Source organism: Streptomyces sp. NPDC055243, from assembly GCF_044544025.1.
In the GTDB taxonomy this organism is placed as follows: Bacteria; Actinomycetota; Actinomycetes; order Streptomycetales; family Streptomycetaceae; genus Streptomyces.
Window position 1 is genome coordinate 42,272 of sequence record NZ_JBITWR010000025.1, and the last position, 13,352, is coordinate 55,623.

General features: G+C 71.5%; 17 protein-coding genes and 3 pseudogenes. All 20 read left to right on the forward strand.

Annotated features, from left to right (window positions below):
• Positions 1-16 precede the first annotated feature (16 nt).
• The 20 genes and pseudogenes from ACIGXX_RS41395 to ACIGXX_RS41490 all read left to right on the forward strand — a co-directional run bounded on the left by ACIGXX_RS41395 (position 17) and on the right by ACIGXX_RS41490 (position 13,327).
• Positions 17-1,285 carry an MFS transporter gene (locus ACIGXX_RS41395; RefSeq protein ID WP_399983948.1) on the forward strand — a complete coding sequence of 423 codons (1,269 nt, stop codon included), beginning with the start codon at positions 17-19 and terminating at the stop codon, positions 1,283-1,285.
• Between the two features lie 48 nt (positions 1,286-1,333).
• A complete protein-coding gene (locus tag ACIGXX_RS41400; RefSeq protein WP_399983950.1) occupies positions 1,334-1,831 on the forward strand; it encodes a hypothetical protein in 498 nt (165 codons plus the stop codon).
• A 99-nt stretch (positions 1,832-1,930) separates the two neighbouring features.
• Positions 1,931-2,356, forward strand: coding sequence for a hypothetical protein (locus ACIGXX_RS41405; protein ID WP_399983953.1), 426 nt, complete (start codon positions 1,931-1,933; stop codon positions 2,354-2,356).
• Positions 2,353-3,198 carry a relaxase/mobilization nuclease gene (locus ACIGXX_RS41410; RefSeq protein WP_399983956.1) on the forward strand — a complete coding sequence of 282 codons (846 nt, stop codon included), beginning with the start codon at positions 2,353-2,355 and terminating at the stop codon, positions 3,196-3,198. The genes ACIGXX_RS41405 and ACIGXX_RS41410 overlap by 4 nt, the downstream gene beginning before the upstream one ends.
• Positions 3,199-3,211: 13 nt before the next feature.
• Positions 3,212-3,907 (forward strand): hypothetical protein, encoded by a 696-nt coding sequence (locus tag ACIGXX_RS41415; RefSeq protein WP_399983959.1) that lies wholly within the window; start codon positions 3,212-3,214, stop codon positions 3,905-3,907.
• Between the two features lie 23 nt (positions 3,908-3,930).
• Positions 3,931-4,701 (forward strand): hypothetical protein, encoded by a 771-nt coding sequence (locus tag ACIGXX_RS41420; RefSeq protein ID WP_399983962.1) that lies wholly within the window; start codon positions 3,931-3,933, stop codon positions 4,699-4,701.
• A complete protein-coding gene (locus ACIGXX_RS41425) occupies positions 4,698-5,342 on the forward strand; it encodes a hypothetical protein (RefSeq protein ID WP_399983965.1) in 645 nt (214 codons plus the stop codon). The genes ACIGXX_RS41420 and ACIGXX_RS41425 overlap by 4 nt, the downstream gene beginning before the upstream one ends.
• A gap of 16 nt (positions 5,343-5,358) precedes the next feature.
• Positions 5,359-5,766, forward strand: a complete 408-nt coding sequence (locus ACIGXX_RS41430; RefSeq protein WP_399983968.1) for a hypothetical protein — start codon at positions 5,359-5,361, stop codon at positions 5,764-5,766.
• A gap of 22 nt (positions 5,767-5,788) precedes the next feature.
• Positions 5,789-6,019 carry a hypothetical protein gene (locus tag ACIGXX_RS41435; protein ID WP_399983970.1) on the forward strand — a complete coding sequence of 77 codons (231 nt, stop codon included), beginning with the start codon at positions 5,789-5,791 and terminating at the stop codon, positions 6,017-6,019.
• A gap of 20 nt (positions 6,020-6,039) precedes the next feature.
• A complete protein-coding gene (locus ACIGXX_RS41440; protein ID WP_399983974.1) occupies positions 6,040-6,423 on the forward strand; it encodes a hypothetical protein in 384 nt (127 codons plus the stop codon).
• A complete protein-coding gene (locus tag ACIGXX_RS41445) occupies positions 6,420-7,223 on the forward strand; it encodes a DUF317 domain-containing protein (RefSeq protein ID WP_399983977.1) in 804 nt (267 codons plus the stop codon). The genes ACIGXX_RS41440 and ACIGXX_RS41445 overlap by 4 nt, the downstream gene beginning before the upstream one ends.
• Before the next feature lie 26 nt (positions 7,224-7,249).
• Entirely contained in the window at positions 7,250-7,606 is a 357-nt protein-coding gene (locus ACIGXX_RS41450; protein ID WP_399983980.1) for a hypothetical protein, read from the forward strand.
• Positions 7,597-8,417 (forward strand): annotated as a pseudogene (locus ACIGXX_RS41455) (DUF317 domain-containing protein). The gene ACIGXX_RS41450 and the pseudogene ACIGXX_RS41455 overlap by 10 nt, the downstream one beginning before the upstream one ends.
• A 73-nt stretch (positions 8,418-8,490) precedes the next feature.
• On the forward strand, positions 8,491-9,003 hold the full coding sequence (locus tag ACIGXX_RS41460; protein ID WP_399983983.1) for a hypothetical protein: 513 nt from the start codon (positions 8,491-8,493) through the stop codon (positions 9,001-9,003).
• 134 nt (positions 9,004-9,137) lie between these two features.
• Positions 9,138-9,266: pseudogene (locus tag ACIGXX_RS41465) on the forward strand (DUF317 domain-containing protein); the annotation flags it as partial.
• A gap of 110 nt (positions 9,267-9,376) precedes the next feature.
• The gene (locus ACIGXX_RS41470) at positions 9,377-9,778 is read left to right on the forward strand and encodes a DUF317 domain-containing protein (RefSeq protein ID WP_399984147.1); all 402 of its coding nucleotides are present in this window, start codon (positions 9,377-9,379) and stop codon (positions 9,776-9,778) included.
• 33 nt (positions 9,779-9,811) lie between these two features.
• Entirely contained in the window at positions 9,812-11,602 is a 1,791-nt protein-coding gene (locus ACIGXX_RS41475; RefSeq protein ID WP_399983986.1) for a type IV secretory system conjugative DNA transfer family protein, read from the forward strand.
• 20 nt (positions 11,603-11,622) lie between these two features.
• Positions 11,623-12,057 (forward strand): annotated as a pseudogene (locus ACIGXX_RS41480) (XF1762 family protein).
• 5 nt (positions 12,058-12,062) lie between these two features.
• Complete coding sequence (locus ACIGXX_RS41485) at positions 12,063-12,572, forward strand: hypothetical protein (RefSeq protein ID WP_399983989.1); 510 nt, start codon at positions 12,063-12,065, stop codon at positions 12,570-12,572.
• Positions 12,569-13,327, forward strand: a complete 759-nt coding sequence (locus tag ACIGXX_RS41490; protein WP_399983992.1) for a hypothetical protein — start codon at positions 12,569-12,571, stop codon at positions 13,325-13,327. The genes ACIGXX_RS41485 and ACIGXX_RS41490 overlap by 4 nt, the downstream gene beginning before the upstream one ends.
• The last annotated feature ends 25 nt before the right edge of the window (positions 13,328-13,352 follow it).

The following is a 13,352-nucleotide window of genomic DNA, read 5'->3' on the forward strand; positions in this document are numbered from 1 at the left end:
ACCGAGAAAGCACCCGTTGTCCCTGACCACACCCCCGGCCCCAGCATCGCGCATCACCTACGGCGCGGTGCTGGGCAGCCCGTACGTCGCCCGCCTCCTCGGCGGCACCCTCACCGGCCGACTCCCCAACGGCATGGCACCCGTCGCCATCCTCCTGTGGGCCACCGCGAGCGGCAGCAGCATCGCCTTCGGCGGACTGCTCAGCGCCCTGTACGGGCTGTCCTCCGCGCTGGCCCAGCCGGTCAAGGGACGCCTCATGGACCGCCACGGCCAGAGCGCGGTGCACCTTCCCGCCGCCCTGCTCAACTCGGCCCTCCTGGTGGCCCTTCCCCTGGCCGGACCGTACGGCGGACCCGGCCTCGCCACGGCCATCGTCGTCGCCGGCGGTCTGACCACCCCGCCCCTCGAGGCCGGGCTGCGGGCGCTGTGGCCGAGCGTGCTGCCCGACCCCCGACTGCGGCATGCTGCGCTCGCCCTCGACACCGGCACGCAGGGCCTGCTGTACATCGTCGGCCCCCTGCTCGTCGCCGCGCTCGCCTCCGCGTACAACCCCGCCGTCGCGCTCGCCGTCACCGCCGCCCTCGGCCTGGCCGGCACCGCCGCGGTCGCCCTCGCGCCGCCGTCACGACGCTGGCGACCCGAGCGGCCCGGAAGCCAGGACGCCGCCCAGACACAGCAGTTGGCCACCCCCGCCGTGTTGCTGCTGTTCGTCTCCCTGACCGGCATCGGGTTCGCGATCGGATCCCTGAACGTGTGGTCCATCGCCATGGCCGAGCACCGCCAACAGGACATGCTCTCGGGCATCATCCCCGCCGCGTTCTCCACCGGCAGCTTCCTCGGCGGCCTCATCTACGGACGCCGGACCTGGTCGGGCACCACCACCAGGCGGCTGGTCATCGCCACCGGCGCGTTCCTGGCCGGGTGGCTGCCTCTCCTTGCCCTTCCGGGCCCGTATGCGGCCATCGCCGCGGTTGCTGTGCCCGGTGCGTTCCTGACCATCGTGGTCGCCTGCGCCTACGTCACCACCGACGCCCTCGCGCCTGCGGGCCGCACCAGCGAGGCGTACGCGTGGCTGATCCTCGCGATCGGCGCCGGGCAGTCCGCCGGCACGGCCCTCGCCGGACGCCTCGCCGAGCAGCCCCTGGCCAGTGCGGCACTTCCCGCCGCCGGTGCGGCCTTCGCTCTCACTGTCCTGCTCGCCGCGCGCCGACGTCTCGGCCTCACCGGACAGCGGCAGCGCGGCCGACGTCGCCGCCCGCTCCCAGGCTGGCACACGACGTCCTGATCAGGGCGTAACTCCCGTACTTTTCAACCCTTTTGAGGAGATCCATTTATGGCCGTTCGCACGCACTGGTCCGTGGAGCACAGCTGCTCCCACCAGGTGGTTCATGATCTGTCCGGCCGTCCTGCCGACAAGCGGGCCGGGTTCGCCCGCTGGCTCGCGGCTAAGGACTGCACCGACTGCTGGAAGGCGGCGCGCGACGCCGACACCGACTCCAAAGAGGAGTGGTTCGCGGCCAAGCGCGCCGCCGAGCAGGAGGCTGCCACCGCGTGGGCGAAGCAGTTCGACATGCCGCAGCTGGAGGGCCCGGAGAAAGCACTGGACTGGGGCGAGCGCTCCCGCCACCAGCTGATGGCAGCCGCGCACGCCGCATTGGTCGTAGAGGGGAGCTGGGACGAGGCGGACTGGGCGGAGCTGGAGGAGAAGGCCCGCTCCATCACCCGCGCCGGGTGGTGGATCGACCAGAGGGACGCAGAGGGCACCGACCTGCTCGAACTCCTCGACGCAGCCACCGAAGCAGACCGCGGGACGGAGAACCCCTTCCGCTGATCGCGGCGGAACATAGCCGGGAATCGCCGGTTAGCCAAACCGGCTTTTCTCCGGACCATTGTTCCTCCCACCCCGCCACCGATTGCGTGGAAGGAACCCATGCCCCAGCCCCCGCCCACGTCGGCGTTCGCACCGACACCCGACCCGCTCACCCCGGACCGGGACATCACTCACCAGCACTTCCAGGCCGGCGACACCGTCGTCGTCCTCAAGGGTGTGGTCGGCGGTGAACTGTGGGGAGATGCGATGCGCGTCGTTGCCCCGTCCTGGCACACCCCGACCGACGAGGACGGCTGGCGGCTGCGTGACGCGACCGGCGGCGACCAGTCCTACGTCACCGCCCACCCCCGCTACCTCGTGCACCTCTCGCGCCGCTGCCCGGACTGCCTGATCTATCTGCGGGCCATGGAGGACTCCCTCCTTGCGCGGTTCGCCGGCCGCGACGAGCTGATCGACTGCGGCTGGTACACCACCACCGCCCTCAACCAGCTCGTGCACATCGCCGACATCCGGGGTGGCCGGTGATCCCCCGCCTCCACGAGCGGATCCACCAGGCGTACGAGCCGCTTGAAGAGGCACTGGGGCGGCCGGTCTCCCCGGCCGAAGGTCTGACGCAGTACACGGTCGTCGCTCATTGGCCGGGCCTGGACTACTTCACTCCGGACGACGAGCAGAAGATCTGGACGTCCACCGGGTGGGCTGAGCACCTCGAAGCCCCAAACTGGGAGCACCCGTTCGCCCGAAGCCCGGACGACGACCGGCGCGCGATCCTCCACCTCGATGTCCGGCTTCACCCAGACGACCGGCAACTGACCGGCCCGGAGTGGGCCGAAGCCGCCCACCGGCTCGCGCGGGCCGCAGGTATCGAGATCCCCGGCAAGGAGCACGGCTGCCGGTGGATCGCTATCCAGGCCCAGCCCCAGCGCCTCGACCTGATCGCCAACCTGATCCACCTGGACGGCGCGTGGCACGCCCCGCCCACCGACATCCTGCGGCGCCTCTCCGACGAGGCGCGCCGCATCGAGCAGGACCTCCACCTGTTCCGCGTACGCACCGGGCCCCCAGCGCGACCCGCCGTCCGTACGGCGCCCACGGCATCAGCCCAGCTCGCGAGCGTCCTCACGCAGCTCGCCGACGAACAGGCCGGCCCACTGGCCGCGGTCCGCGGGCTCATCGAGCACACCGCGTACCGGGTCGACCGCCAGCCCGGAGCGGCCGGCACCAACACGGCGCACCGCCTGGAGCTGATCGCCCGCCGCCTCCACGCCGTCCAACAGGACCTTGACAGCACCGCAGCTCACATGGCTCGACCCCGAATCGCCGCCGCACCACCTACAGCCGCGCGCACCGCCCACCGATCGCTGTAGGAGAAACGTCTTCTTGCCTCTCGCCGACCGTTTCCTGGACATCCGCCGTGACCCGCACTCCGACGAACTCCTGGCCCGCGGCGGGGGCGTTGAGGCGCACAGCTTCCTGCAGCGCGCGGGTTTCATCGCCGTCGTCCGCGTCCACGAGACCTACCACCGCGCCCCCACCGGCCTCACCGGGGACGACGAGTCCCGTCTCGCCACCGACGCCGTCGCCCGCCTCCGGGTCGCCGGGTATCACGTCGACTGCGACGAGGACTTCGACACCGACTCCCGTCCGGTCAGTTACCTGCCGCTGGACTCCTCTGTCGCCCATATCGCCGAGCGCATCCGCGAGGCGACCACCACCGAAGAGGCGGCCGACGCGCTGATCGAGCTGACCGCCGCCCACGACGGCATCCTCGCCGCGCTGGACGAAGTCCTCACCGCCACTGCCGACTTCCACGACGGGCTCGGCCAAGCGGCCGACCCGTACATCGCACGGCGGTTGCGCTACCTCGCCGACGAGCACCTTGGCGTCATCCGCTCCGACCTCGCCGACACCCGCAACACGCTCGCTGACCGGCACGCCCCGCACCCCGGCCGCAGCACCTGCAGCGGGGAGGTCCCCGCCGCCGAACGCGAGCGCTCCGCCGTGTGCGCCTGCCCGCCCCCGCCACGCACGCTCCCGGCCCCGCCGCCTCCGGTGGCCGCCGGACTGCGCCGCTGACTCCCACCTCGCCCAAGGACACCATGCACGACCACGAATCCTCCGAGCGCCTCGCCTCGTATGCCGACGTCCTCGCCGGCGAACTCCCCGACACCTGGACCAGTTCCCACCTGTCGGCCGACGCCAAGGACGAACTCGCCGAACTCGCCGAACTCGCCGACCGCATCTGGGACCTGGATCTGGTCGCCGCCTCCCTCGCCGAGCACCCGATCCACCAGGCCGCCGTCCTGAGCCGCCCGGACGGCGCCCAGCTCGCCGTCCTTCTGGACCGGCATGACGAACGCGGGGGGTTCCTCATCGCCGCCGTCGCCCCCCGCGCCCTGCCCGACGAGGCGTACCGCGGCGTCCGCGAGCCCAACGGCATCGCCCTGGCCGACGACCCGTTCCTGAGCGCCGAGCAGGTCGCCGGCGATCTGCTCGCCCGCTACGACAGCGCGCTCGCCCAGGTCCGGCACAACGCCCTGGACGGTCTCCAGCCCTCCCAGCCCGACCGGGTCGTCCTGACCTGGCAGCCGGACGGCAGCGTCGCCACCGCCCCCGCCGACGACCGTGCCGACGCTGTCCTCGTGGCCCACGGCTTCACGCAGGACCCGCAGAGCGGGATCTACTGCCTCGGCGCGGACGACACCCAGGCCCAGGCCCGCGCCCTGCGCGAGATTGGCCCGCAGCTGGAAGCGCTCGGGATCGGCACCGCCCTGCAGCACCCGGCAGGCCGCACCGCGCCCACCTCCGCCCCAGCTTCCGTACCGCCGATTCCGGCAGGCACCCGCACACCGGCAGCCCGAGGGCGATGAAGCAGACAGAGCCCGTCTTCTGGGTGCTGGAGTACGTCACCATCACCAAGGACCCGCGCACCAGCCTGGTCGTCGCCATCGGCGGCACCGAGAAAGCGGCGGACATCCTCCAGCAGGCCGGTGGTTTCCGCTCCGCTGCCGGACCTCGCGGGGGCTATCACCGGCTTCCGCACGGCCTTCCGGTCGACCAGCAACGCCTGAAGGCGACCACCGCCTCGCACGCCCTTCTCGCCGCCGGTCACAGCGTCCATCTCGACCCCGACCTGAACACGCTGGCTACCCCTGACGGCGACCGTGACGCGGCCCTGCGCTACCTCGCCCATCTCGCCGAGCAGGTCGCTGCCGCCGAGACCAGCAGTGAGGTGGCCAAGGTCCTGACTGAGGTCGCTGCCCCTGTCCGCGGGCTGCTTCCCCTCACCAGGGAAGTGGTCGTTGGTGCCTGGATTGCCGCCAGTGGCCTCCAGGGGGCTGCGCCCGGCGAGGAGCCCGAGCCGATTGCGCGGCTCGGGGACGCCGCCAGCTCCCTGAGCCAGGCCGCCCGCGTCATCCTGCGCGCCCGCAACCACGCCGCACGCCCCGCGCAGCGGCCAGCCGCCGCACCGGCGCCGGGCCGCGCCCAGTCCCCCCCCCGCCGCCGTTGAACCCGGAGAGAAACACATGGCCAACCTGGCCGACGAGTACGGCACGGACGTCGAGATCTACATCAAAGCCCTGACGACCACCATCCACGCCGACACCCCCACCGGCGCCCCCGCCAAGCTCCACGACCTGCTGGAACAGCTCGGCCTGGAACGCCACGAATACCCCACGGTTGGGCCGCTCTACATCTGGCACACCGTGCCCGAACACCTCGGTGCCGACGAGCAGAAGCACCTGGCGACCCGCGCCATCCCCGCCCTGCTGCTGGCCGGGTACGAGGTCAACTGCACGCCCGACGTCTTCGACGAAGCCGCCTACCGGCAGCCCGTGCACGAACTCCGCACCCGTGCGGCCCGCCCTGCCGCGCAGCAGCCGGCACCGGGCAGCTCTTCCTCGCGCCCCACACCGGCCCGCCGCACCCCGTAAACGCCCGGGTGGCCCCGGCACCGTGCCGGGGCCACCCGCCCGCACCGCCCGATCCCCGGAGAAACCCGTAGCAGCCCGCACACCCCCACCGATCAGCAACCGGCTCACACCCCGACTCGCGACCGCCCTGTTCCGCCGCTACCTGCGCGCCTGCATCCCGTCCGGCCCCGACCGCACCTCCCCGCTGGCCGGCGCCCGCCCCGAGGCCGTCCTCGCCGAGAGGCAGCGCATGGGCCATCACCACCACTACTGACCGCCCCGACCTGGAGGAGCATGACTCACCCCACTCCGTATCCGGTGCGGCTGGCCGACGAGATCGCCCGCCAGCTCGGCCAGCTCGCCGACCACCTCTCTCAGCTTCCACCTCCCCAGGCCGCGCAGGTCATCACCCGCGTTCTCGACCCGGACACCGGAGTCCTCGGCGGCGTCACCCACCTCGTCTCCACCAGCAGCATGTTCGCCAAGGACCAGGCCGAGCGAGGCGCTCTGCCCGCAGAAGTGTGGCTCGCTCTGGGCCGCGCCTCGAACGAACTGCACGACATCACCCTCGACCTGGACGACCACCAAGACACCCTCAAACGCGTCGGCACCCAGCCCGCCACCAGCGCATCGAAACCCCCGGCACCCGCACCACTCGTCGTCCGGCGGCGCCGGTGAAGAGCAAGCAGTGGCAGGGCTGGGGGCCAGGCGAACAGGCCGAGCAGCACTACCTCGTTGAGCCCCGTGCCCTGGCCGGCGGCGGCGACGTCCGGCATGTCTCGGAGTTCCTGCGCGCCTCGGGATGGCGGGACAAATCCAAGACGGGTGGCCCCCTGTTGATGGAGAGCCCGGACCGAACTGTCCGTGTCGCCTACGACCCCTACGTCCTGCCCGGAGGGTGGACCATCCGCGGCAAAGCAGACGGTGCGAACGGCGAGTGGTCGGCGCACCTGGGCCGGCAGACGCCGGTGGAGGTCGTCGCCGGTCTGACCGACGCCCTCCACCGTCCCCGCTCCGCTCACGCCCCCAACGTCTGGGCGCCGTTGCAGGAGCAGGACTGGCACACGCGTGTCGAGGGGGACAACTACACGGCGACCAGCCCCGACGGCACCGCGTGGATGCAGTACCGCCGGGGCGCCGACGGCTCGGCGATGTGGTGGACCGGAGCGAAGGACGCCCAGGGCAACGGGTGGACGGCCAACTTCACGCCGAACACGCCGATGCACCTGGTGCAAGCCTTCTCGACCGAACTCGCCGGCCCCGATCCCGTGATGCGCCCGCGCGGACGCGTTCCGCACAGCGCCCAGATCCGTACCTGGTCGGTCTCCGTCAAACCCTCCCAGCTCAGGGCGTGGCAGCAGGCCCGGATCGCCGCCGCCCGCGCCGCCACCTGGGCCCGCAACAGCGCCCGCAGCACCCGGCCGCGCACCAGCGCCCGTCCCCACACCCCGGCCGGCGGCGCCCGGACCCGCCGCTGACCCGCCACCCCGTTCCAAGGAGCCCGATGCCCGCACTCACCCCGGACACCATCCGCACCCTGACCGAAACACTGTCGGACCTCACCGACTACCTGCGCGAGAACCCCGACCCCGCAGAAGCCCTCGCCCTCGTCGAGCCCCTTCTCGACGAATACACGGGCCTGCCCGTCCAGATCGCCGACACCCTGCGCGCCCTCGCCCGCACCGTGCAGGACCACCCCGACACACCGCGCACCGCACAGGTCGACCTTCTGATCACCGAGTTGCGCACGGCCGCGTGGGAGCAGGCCGACCAGCACACCCTCCACTACGTCCTGGACGGCCTCCGCGACCTGTACGCCAGCGCCGCCGTGAGCGAGCCGGAGTGCTGCTGGTGCCGGTGAGCGAAGGGCAGCTCGCCGCTTTCGCCGACCAGCACGCCTGGCAGTTCCGTTCGACACCAGCCCCCGCCACCTCGCCGGCCGCGGCGACGCCCGCCACGTCACCCACGGCCTGGCCGCCGCCGGATGGAAGGCCATCTCCGACCCGCTGAGTGCCGAGATCGTGCTGCGCAGCCCCGATCTCCGCCACCGGCTCCAGTTCGACCCGCAGTCCGCCACCTCCGCGTGGTGGCGGCTGCGGGCCGAGCCCACCGACAACGAGCCGGGCTGGTACGCCGAGTTCGGCGAACTCGTGCCCGCCGAGGTCCTCTCCGGCTTCACGGACGCCCTCATCGCCGCGCCGCCACAGGAACCGGACCCGTGGCAACCGGTCACCTCGGCGGGCTGGCACCGCGCCCCCGACGGCACAGCGCGCTCGCCAGATTCCATGTGTCACATCGAACTGCGCCCGCTGAGCGAATTCCGCGACCAGCCGTCCTGGCACGTCGAGACCCGCGAGCCCGGCCACGGAGAGTTTCCTGGCCCGCGCATCTGGCACGCCTACTTCGACGAGCACACCCCCGCCCACCTGGTCAGTTCGTTCCTCACCGCGCTGGCCGACCGCAGCCCGCTCCAGCGCGGCATGTACGACCGCACCGGCCACTACAGCGCCGTGCAGGAGCCCAGCCCGCTGCGCCCACAGCAGGTGGTCGACGCCCACGCCACGCGCCTCAAGTCCCTCCGCGCGCAAGCACGCTCCACCCGCCGACAGCAGACGAAACCCGCGACGACCCCGGCGAACGCCAGAACCGCGCCGTCGGCCGCTCGCCGCTGAACCGACAGGACTCCACCTCATCTGCACCGACCTCCTCGCACACCGCGACTTCCTGCGCCACCTCGACCACTACGTGAGGGACAGCAAGAAGATCCTCGACGCCTGGGACGCCTACTCCGACGAGCACACCGACCTCGACGGCTGGCCCCACGACGACCACGCCTACGGCTTGCGCGCGAGCCAGCGCGACGCCGACACCCATACGGCGTTCGAGCCGCTCCGCTACGGCGCCCGTCACCTGCTGGCCACGGCCGAGACACAGCTGGCCCAGCTACCGGAAAACACGGTGCAGAGCCGCTGGGTCTACCAGTTGGGCGTCCTGCGCGACGCCCTCGACCGACTCGACGAACTGCACGAGCAGTGGCTGGGAACCCGAGACGCCCTCCCCGCCACCGCCCAGCCCGGCACCGCTGACTTCGACGACGCCCTCGCCGAGCATCACGCCGAATCGTGGAGCTACCTCGACGACTGGGCCACCCACGGCACGACGCTTCAGGAAATCAACTCCGCTGCTCGCAGAGCTCGTTCGCCTCTGGCCCCCATTCCAGCCCTCGCCTCCGTCCGCCGTACCGCGGCACGGAAGTGACTGTGTCCCCGACTCCCGAGACCGTCGAGGTCGACTTCATCACCCCGCGCCACCTCGCCGGCGGCGGAGACCCCGCCTGGATCACCGTCCCCCTCCACCGCGCCTGCGGCTGGAGCCACGGCACCGACCCCCTGATGCCGCGCGTCCTGCTCTCCAGCCCCGACCAGAAGGCCCTCCTGCGCCTGGAGCCCGACGCCGACGGACCATGGTGGACCCTGCACCACGCTGCGGAGCCGGACCGGCCCGCCTGGTACGCGAGCTTCGGCGCCCGCACCCCCGTCGAACTGATCGCCGCATTCACCGACGCCCTCACCGCCCCAGACTTTACGGCGACAGCACACGCCGACCCCCATGAACCGCTCCAGCAGAACGGCTGGACACGCGACGGGAGGGCGCACTCGTTTCCCCTGACGGCACCACGTACGTCCACCGCTCGGGACCTCGCGAGACAGGCACCTGGTTTGTCACCACAGAGATCAAAGACATCCGGCAGGTATGGCAAGCCCGCTTCGGCGCACACACTCCTGCGCACCTGATCGCCGCGTTCACCACCGCCCTCGCCGATCCGGCCGCCGTGCCGCGCGCCGACGCTCTGCGCAGCCTCCCGACCTACAGCCCCAAGCTCATCACCGTTACACGCCGCGAAGTGCCCGCCGTGCAGGTCGCCTCCGCCCTGGAAGAGCGTGTCCGCTCCCTCGCCGCCCGGCGCGCCAGCCCGCCGGTAAGCCCGAGCCCTCTGCGACATCCAGCGGCCAAGAACGGCCGCAGCCGCTGACCTCTCCGCCCTCGCCCGGAAGTACGTAGCCCTTTGCCACCCTCCTCCAACAGCTCCACCGACGGGTACGACCTCGTCCTGCGCCTCCTGTTCGGAGCGCTCGCCATCGTCGTCCCCCTGTCCCACCTGGCCTGGATTTCCGGCAACATCACTGCCTACCTCACCGGAGCCAGCTGGGCGCCGTACCAGCCGACCAACGCCCTGCTCCATCCCGAGCAGGTCTGGCCCGACGCAGGAGAAACGTCCCTGCTCATCGGTGCCCGCATCGTTCCCGTTCTCCTGCTTCTGGCCCTCGGAGCAGCAGTCGGCGTCCTGTGGGCCCGGAACAAGAACCGCAGCAGCGGCCGGAAGAAGAAGATCACCGACATGGCCAAGGCCCGGGACATCGAGCCGCTGATGGCCAAGGCGATCACGACCAAGGCCCGTTCCCTGCGCCCGAGCCTGAAGGACGCCAAGCGCATCGACGCGAAGGACACCGGCATCCTGCTCGGCAACCTCCAAGGCAGCCGCCACGAGGTGCGGATGGGCTTCGAGGACGTCGCCGTCGCAATCATGGCCCCCCGCTCCGGCAAGACCACCTCGCTCGCCATCCCCTCCATGCTCAGCGCGCCCGGCCCGGTCCTGCTGACATCGAACAAGGCCGCCGGCGACGCCTTTACCACCGCCTACGAGGCCCGCGCGCAGGCAGGAGCGGTGTGGACCATGGATCCGCAACAGATTGCCCACGCCGCCCGAGAGATGTGGTGGAACCCCCTCGCCACCGCGAAATCCCTCGACGGGGCAGGTCGGTTGGCGGGCCACTTCCTCGCCGCGAGCGTCGACGCGAGCTCACAGGGCGACTTCTGGTCCAAGGCCGGTAGCAACATCCTGAGCCAACTGCTCCTGGCCGCCGCCCTCGACGATCGGCCGATCACCGACATCATGGCCTGGCTCGCCTCCCCTGCCGACCGCACCCCGCTCGACATCCTCCGCGACCATGACCTGGCCGCCGTCGCCGCCCAGCTCAAGGGAACCGTCGAAGGGCCGCCGGAGACGAGAGACGGGATCTACGAAACCGCCCGCCAGTACGCCGCCTCCCTGCTCAACTCCGAGATCGCGGCCTGGGTGACCCCGCAGAAGGACATCCCCGAGTTCCGCCCCGCACAGTTCGTCACCTCCACCGACACCCTGTTCTTGCTGAGCAAGGACGGCGGCGGCGGAGCCTCGGCGCTGATCGCGGCGTGCGCCGATACAGTCATGCGGGCCGCCACCGCCCAGGCTGAGCGCGCAGGCGGCAGGCTTGACCCGCCGATGCTGGCAATCCTCGACGAGGCCGCCAACGTCTGCAAGATCAGCGACTTGCCGGACCTGTACTCCCATCTCGGCGGCCGCGGAATTATCCCGATCACGATCCTCCAGTCCTACCGCCAGGGGCAGAAGGTCTGGGGGGACGCTGGCATGGACGCGATGTGGTCCGCCTCCACCGTGAAGGTCATCGGGGCCGGTATCGACGACCCGGACTTCGCCGACAAGCTGTCCCGGCTGATCGGCGAACACGATGTGGAGACCACCTCCACCTCACACTCCGAGTCCGGGAAGTCGACCTCGGTGTCGATGCGGCAGGAGCGGATCCTGCCCGCCGACGCCATCCGAGCCCTGCCCAAGGGCACCGCGCTCTGCTTCGCCACCGGCATGCGCGCCGCCATGCTCGACCTGCGCCCGTGGTACCGGGAGCCCGGGGCGGAGGAGCTGTCCGCGGCATCTGCCCGCGCCTCGCAGGCGATCACCGCCCGCGCCGTGGCGAAGCACGCGCCGACGCAGTCCGACTTCGGGAAGGCCGTGTGAGCGACGCCCGGCTGCACCTGGTGCCGGTCCGCTCGCGGGAGGCGAAGGACTTCGTGCGCGCCTGGCATCGTCACCACCCGCCGCCCGCAGGGCAGATCTTCGCCGTCGGCGCCGCCGACGAGAGCGGCACGCTGCGTGCCGTGGCTATCGTCGGCCGCCCGGTTTCCCGTCACGTCGACGACGGCGCCACTCTCGAAGTCACCCGCTCCGCCAGCGACGGCACCCGCAACGCCAACTCCCTGCTGTACGGGGCGTCGTGACGGGCGGCGAAAGCCCTCGGATACCGGCGCTTGATCACCTTCACCCAGGAGGGCGAGAACGGTGCGTCCCTGCGCGGCGCGGGCTGGCGCCTGATCGCCAGCCGCCCGCCGCGGGCCGGATGGCACACCCCCTCCCGCCCCCGGGCCGGCCACGGCAACGACCACGTCGCCCGCTTCCTGTGGCAAGCCCCCTGAAGCACATGCCTGGAGACGACCTGCACACCTACGAACCCACCGACCTCGACGACATGTCCCCGCGCCAAGCCGTAGACGCCGTGACCGCGGACATCCGCGACCATCACATCACCGTGGACGGCACCGGCCTGTTCAACGCCACGCGGCACATCGAGCTGCTGTGCCACCTCACCGCCCGCATGGCCGCCGACGCCGAGTACCAGCTCACCCCGAACATCGCCGACCTCCCTCCCGCCAAGGATCTCCGTCAGAGCGCCGGCCACCTCGGGCGGGCCATCGCCCACTACACCCAGGCCCTTGCCCCGCTCCTCACCCTCACCACCACAGCGCAGGACACGCTCCAGCAAAAGCTCGACTCGCTCGACCACCACAGCCGCCTACGGGTCCACCTCGACGACGCCGGCCGAGCCCTGGCGGCGGCCAGTACCGCGCTGGAAGAACCGCGGCCTCCCGCCGCATCCAGTAAGCCCGTTGCGGCACCGCTGCGTGCCCCGGCCGTCCGGCGCCGCGCATGACGGCACCGGCCAACAATGGCCTGCTGTTCGACGTGGCCGTCCCGCCGACGCCAGTTGAACGGCTGCTGCTGCTCGCAGACCAATATGTGCAGCACAACGACACGCTCGACCGGCTCCTGCGGGCCGATTCGCCGCCCGCACCCGACGCCCACGTCGATTCCGCAAAACAGCTCGCTTCCGCGACCCGCGCCGCCATCAAAGCGGTCACCGACGAACGGCTCTTCGCAAGTCGCGAGTTGTCGGACACCGTGGACCGCCTCCAACAGATCGCCTTCCTGAGCAGCGCCTCCACGGACCATCGGCTCCCGATGGCCCGCACGCTGACCGCCCTGGCACCAGAAGCAGCCATCGGCTGCGCCGACACCGTCGCCCGCGAACTCGGGCGCCGCCGTGGCAATACGAACGACGCTCCCGACCACCAGCTAACCGCCACGCATCACACCGCCCTGCGGGCGATCGCCTGCGGGAACGTCGTGGCGACCAGCTCCCTGGGGCGCCAGTACGTCCACTACCGCAACGAGCGCGTACTCATCGGCACACTGCGGTCACTGGAAGCCAACGGCCTCGCGGAACGCGTCCCGAAGTCCGCGCCCTCCGCCTACGTGGGCGGGCCGCTCCAGGACCGAGTCCGTCTCACCGTCGCCGGCGCCACCGCCCTGGCCGCCACCCTCAGCCGCCCTCCCGTCACCACAGCGCCCGGCACAACACCCCCGCCCGCGCCCGCCGCAGCGAAGACGGCCGCCCGAAGCCGCTAACCCGATCCTCACGGAGCCACACCAC

Coding starts and splice junctions, on each gene's coding strand:
- ACIGXX_RS41425 (WP_399983965.1), top strand. CDS start 4,698: ATGAAGCAGACAGAGCCCGTCTTCTGGGTGCTGGAGTACGTCACCATC.
- ACIGXX_RS41430 (WP_399983968.1), top strand. CDS start 5,359: ATGGCCAACCTGGCCGACGAGTACGGCACGGACGTCGAGATCTACATC.
- ACIGXX_RS41485 (WP_399983989.1), top strand. CDS start 12,063: ATGCCTGGAGACGACCTGCACACCTACGAACCCACCGACCTCGACGAC.
- ACIGXX_RS41440 (WP_399983974.1), top strand. CDS start 6,040: ATGACTCACCCCACTCCGTATCCGGTGCGGCTGGCCGACGAGATCGCC.
- ACIGXX_RS41450 (WP_399983980.1), top strand. CDS start 7,250: ATGCCCGCACTCACCCCGGACACCATCCGCACCCTGACCGAAACACTG.
- ACIGXX_RS41400 (WP_399983950.1), top strand. CDS start 1,334: ATGGCCGTTCGCACGCACTGGTCCGTGGAGCACAGCTGCTCCCACCAG.
- ACIGXX_RS41405 (WP_399983953.1), top strand. CDS start 1,931: ATGCCCCAGCCCCCGCCCACGTCGGCGTTCGCACCGACACCCGACCCG.
- ACIGXX_RS41420 (WP_399983962.1), top strand. CDS start 3,931: ATGCACGACCACGAATCCTCCGAGCGCCTCGCCTCGTATGCCGACGTC.
- ACIGXX_RS41490 (WP_399983992.1), top strand. CDS start 12,569: ATGACGGCACCGGCCAACAATGGCCTGCTGTTCGACGTGGCCGTCCCG.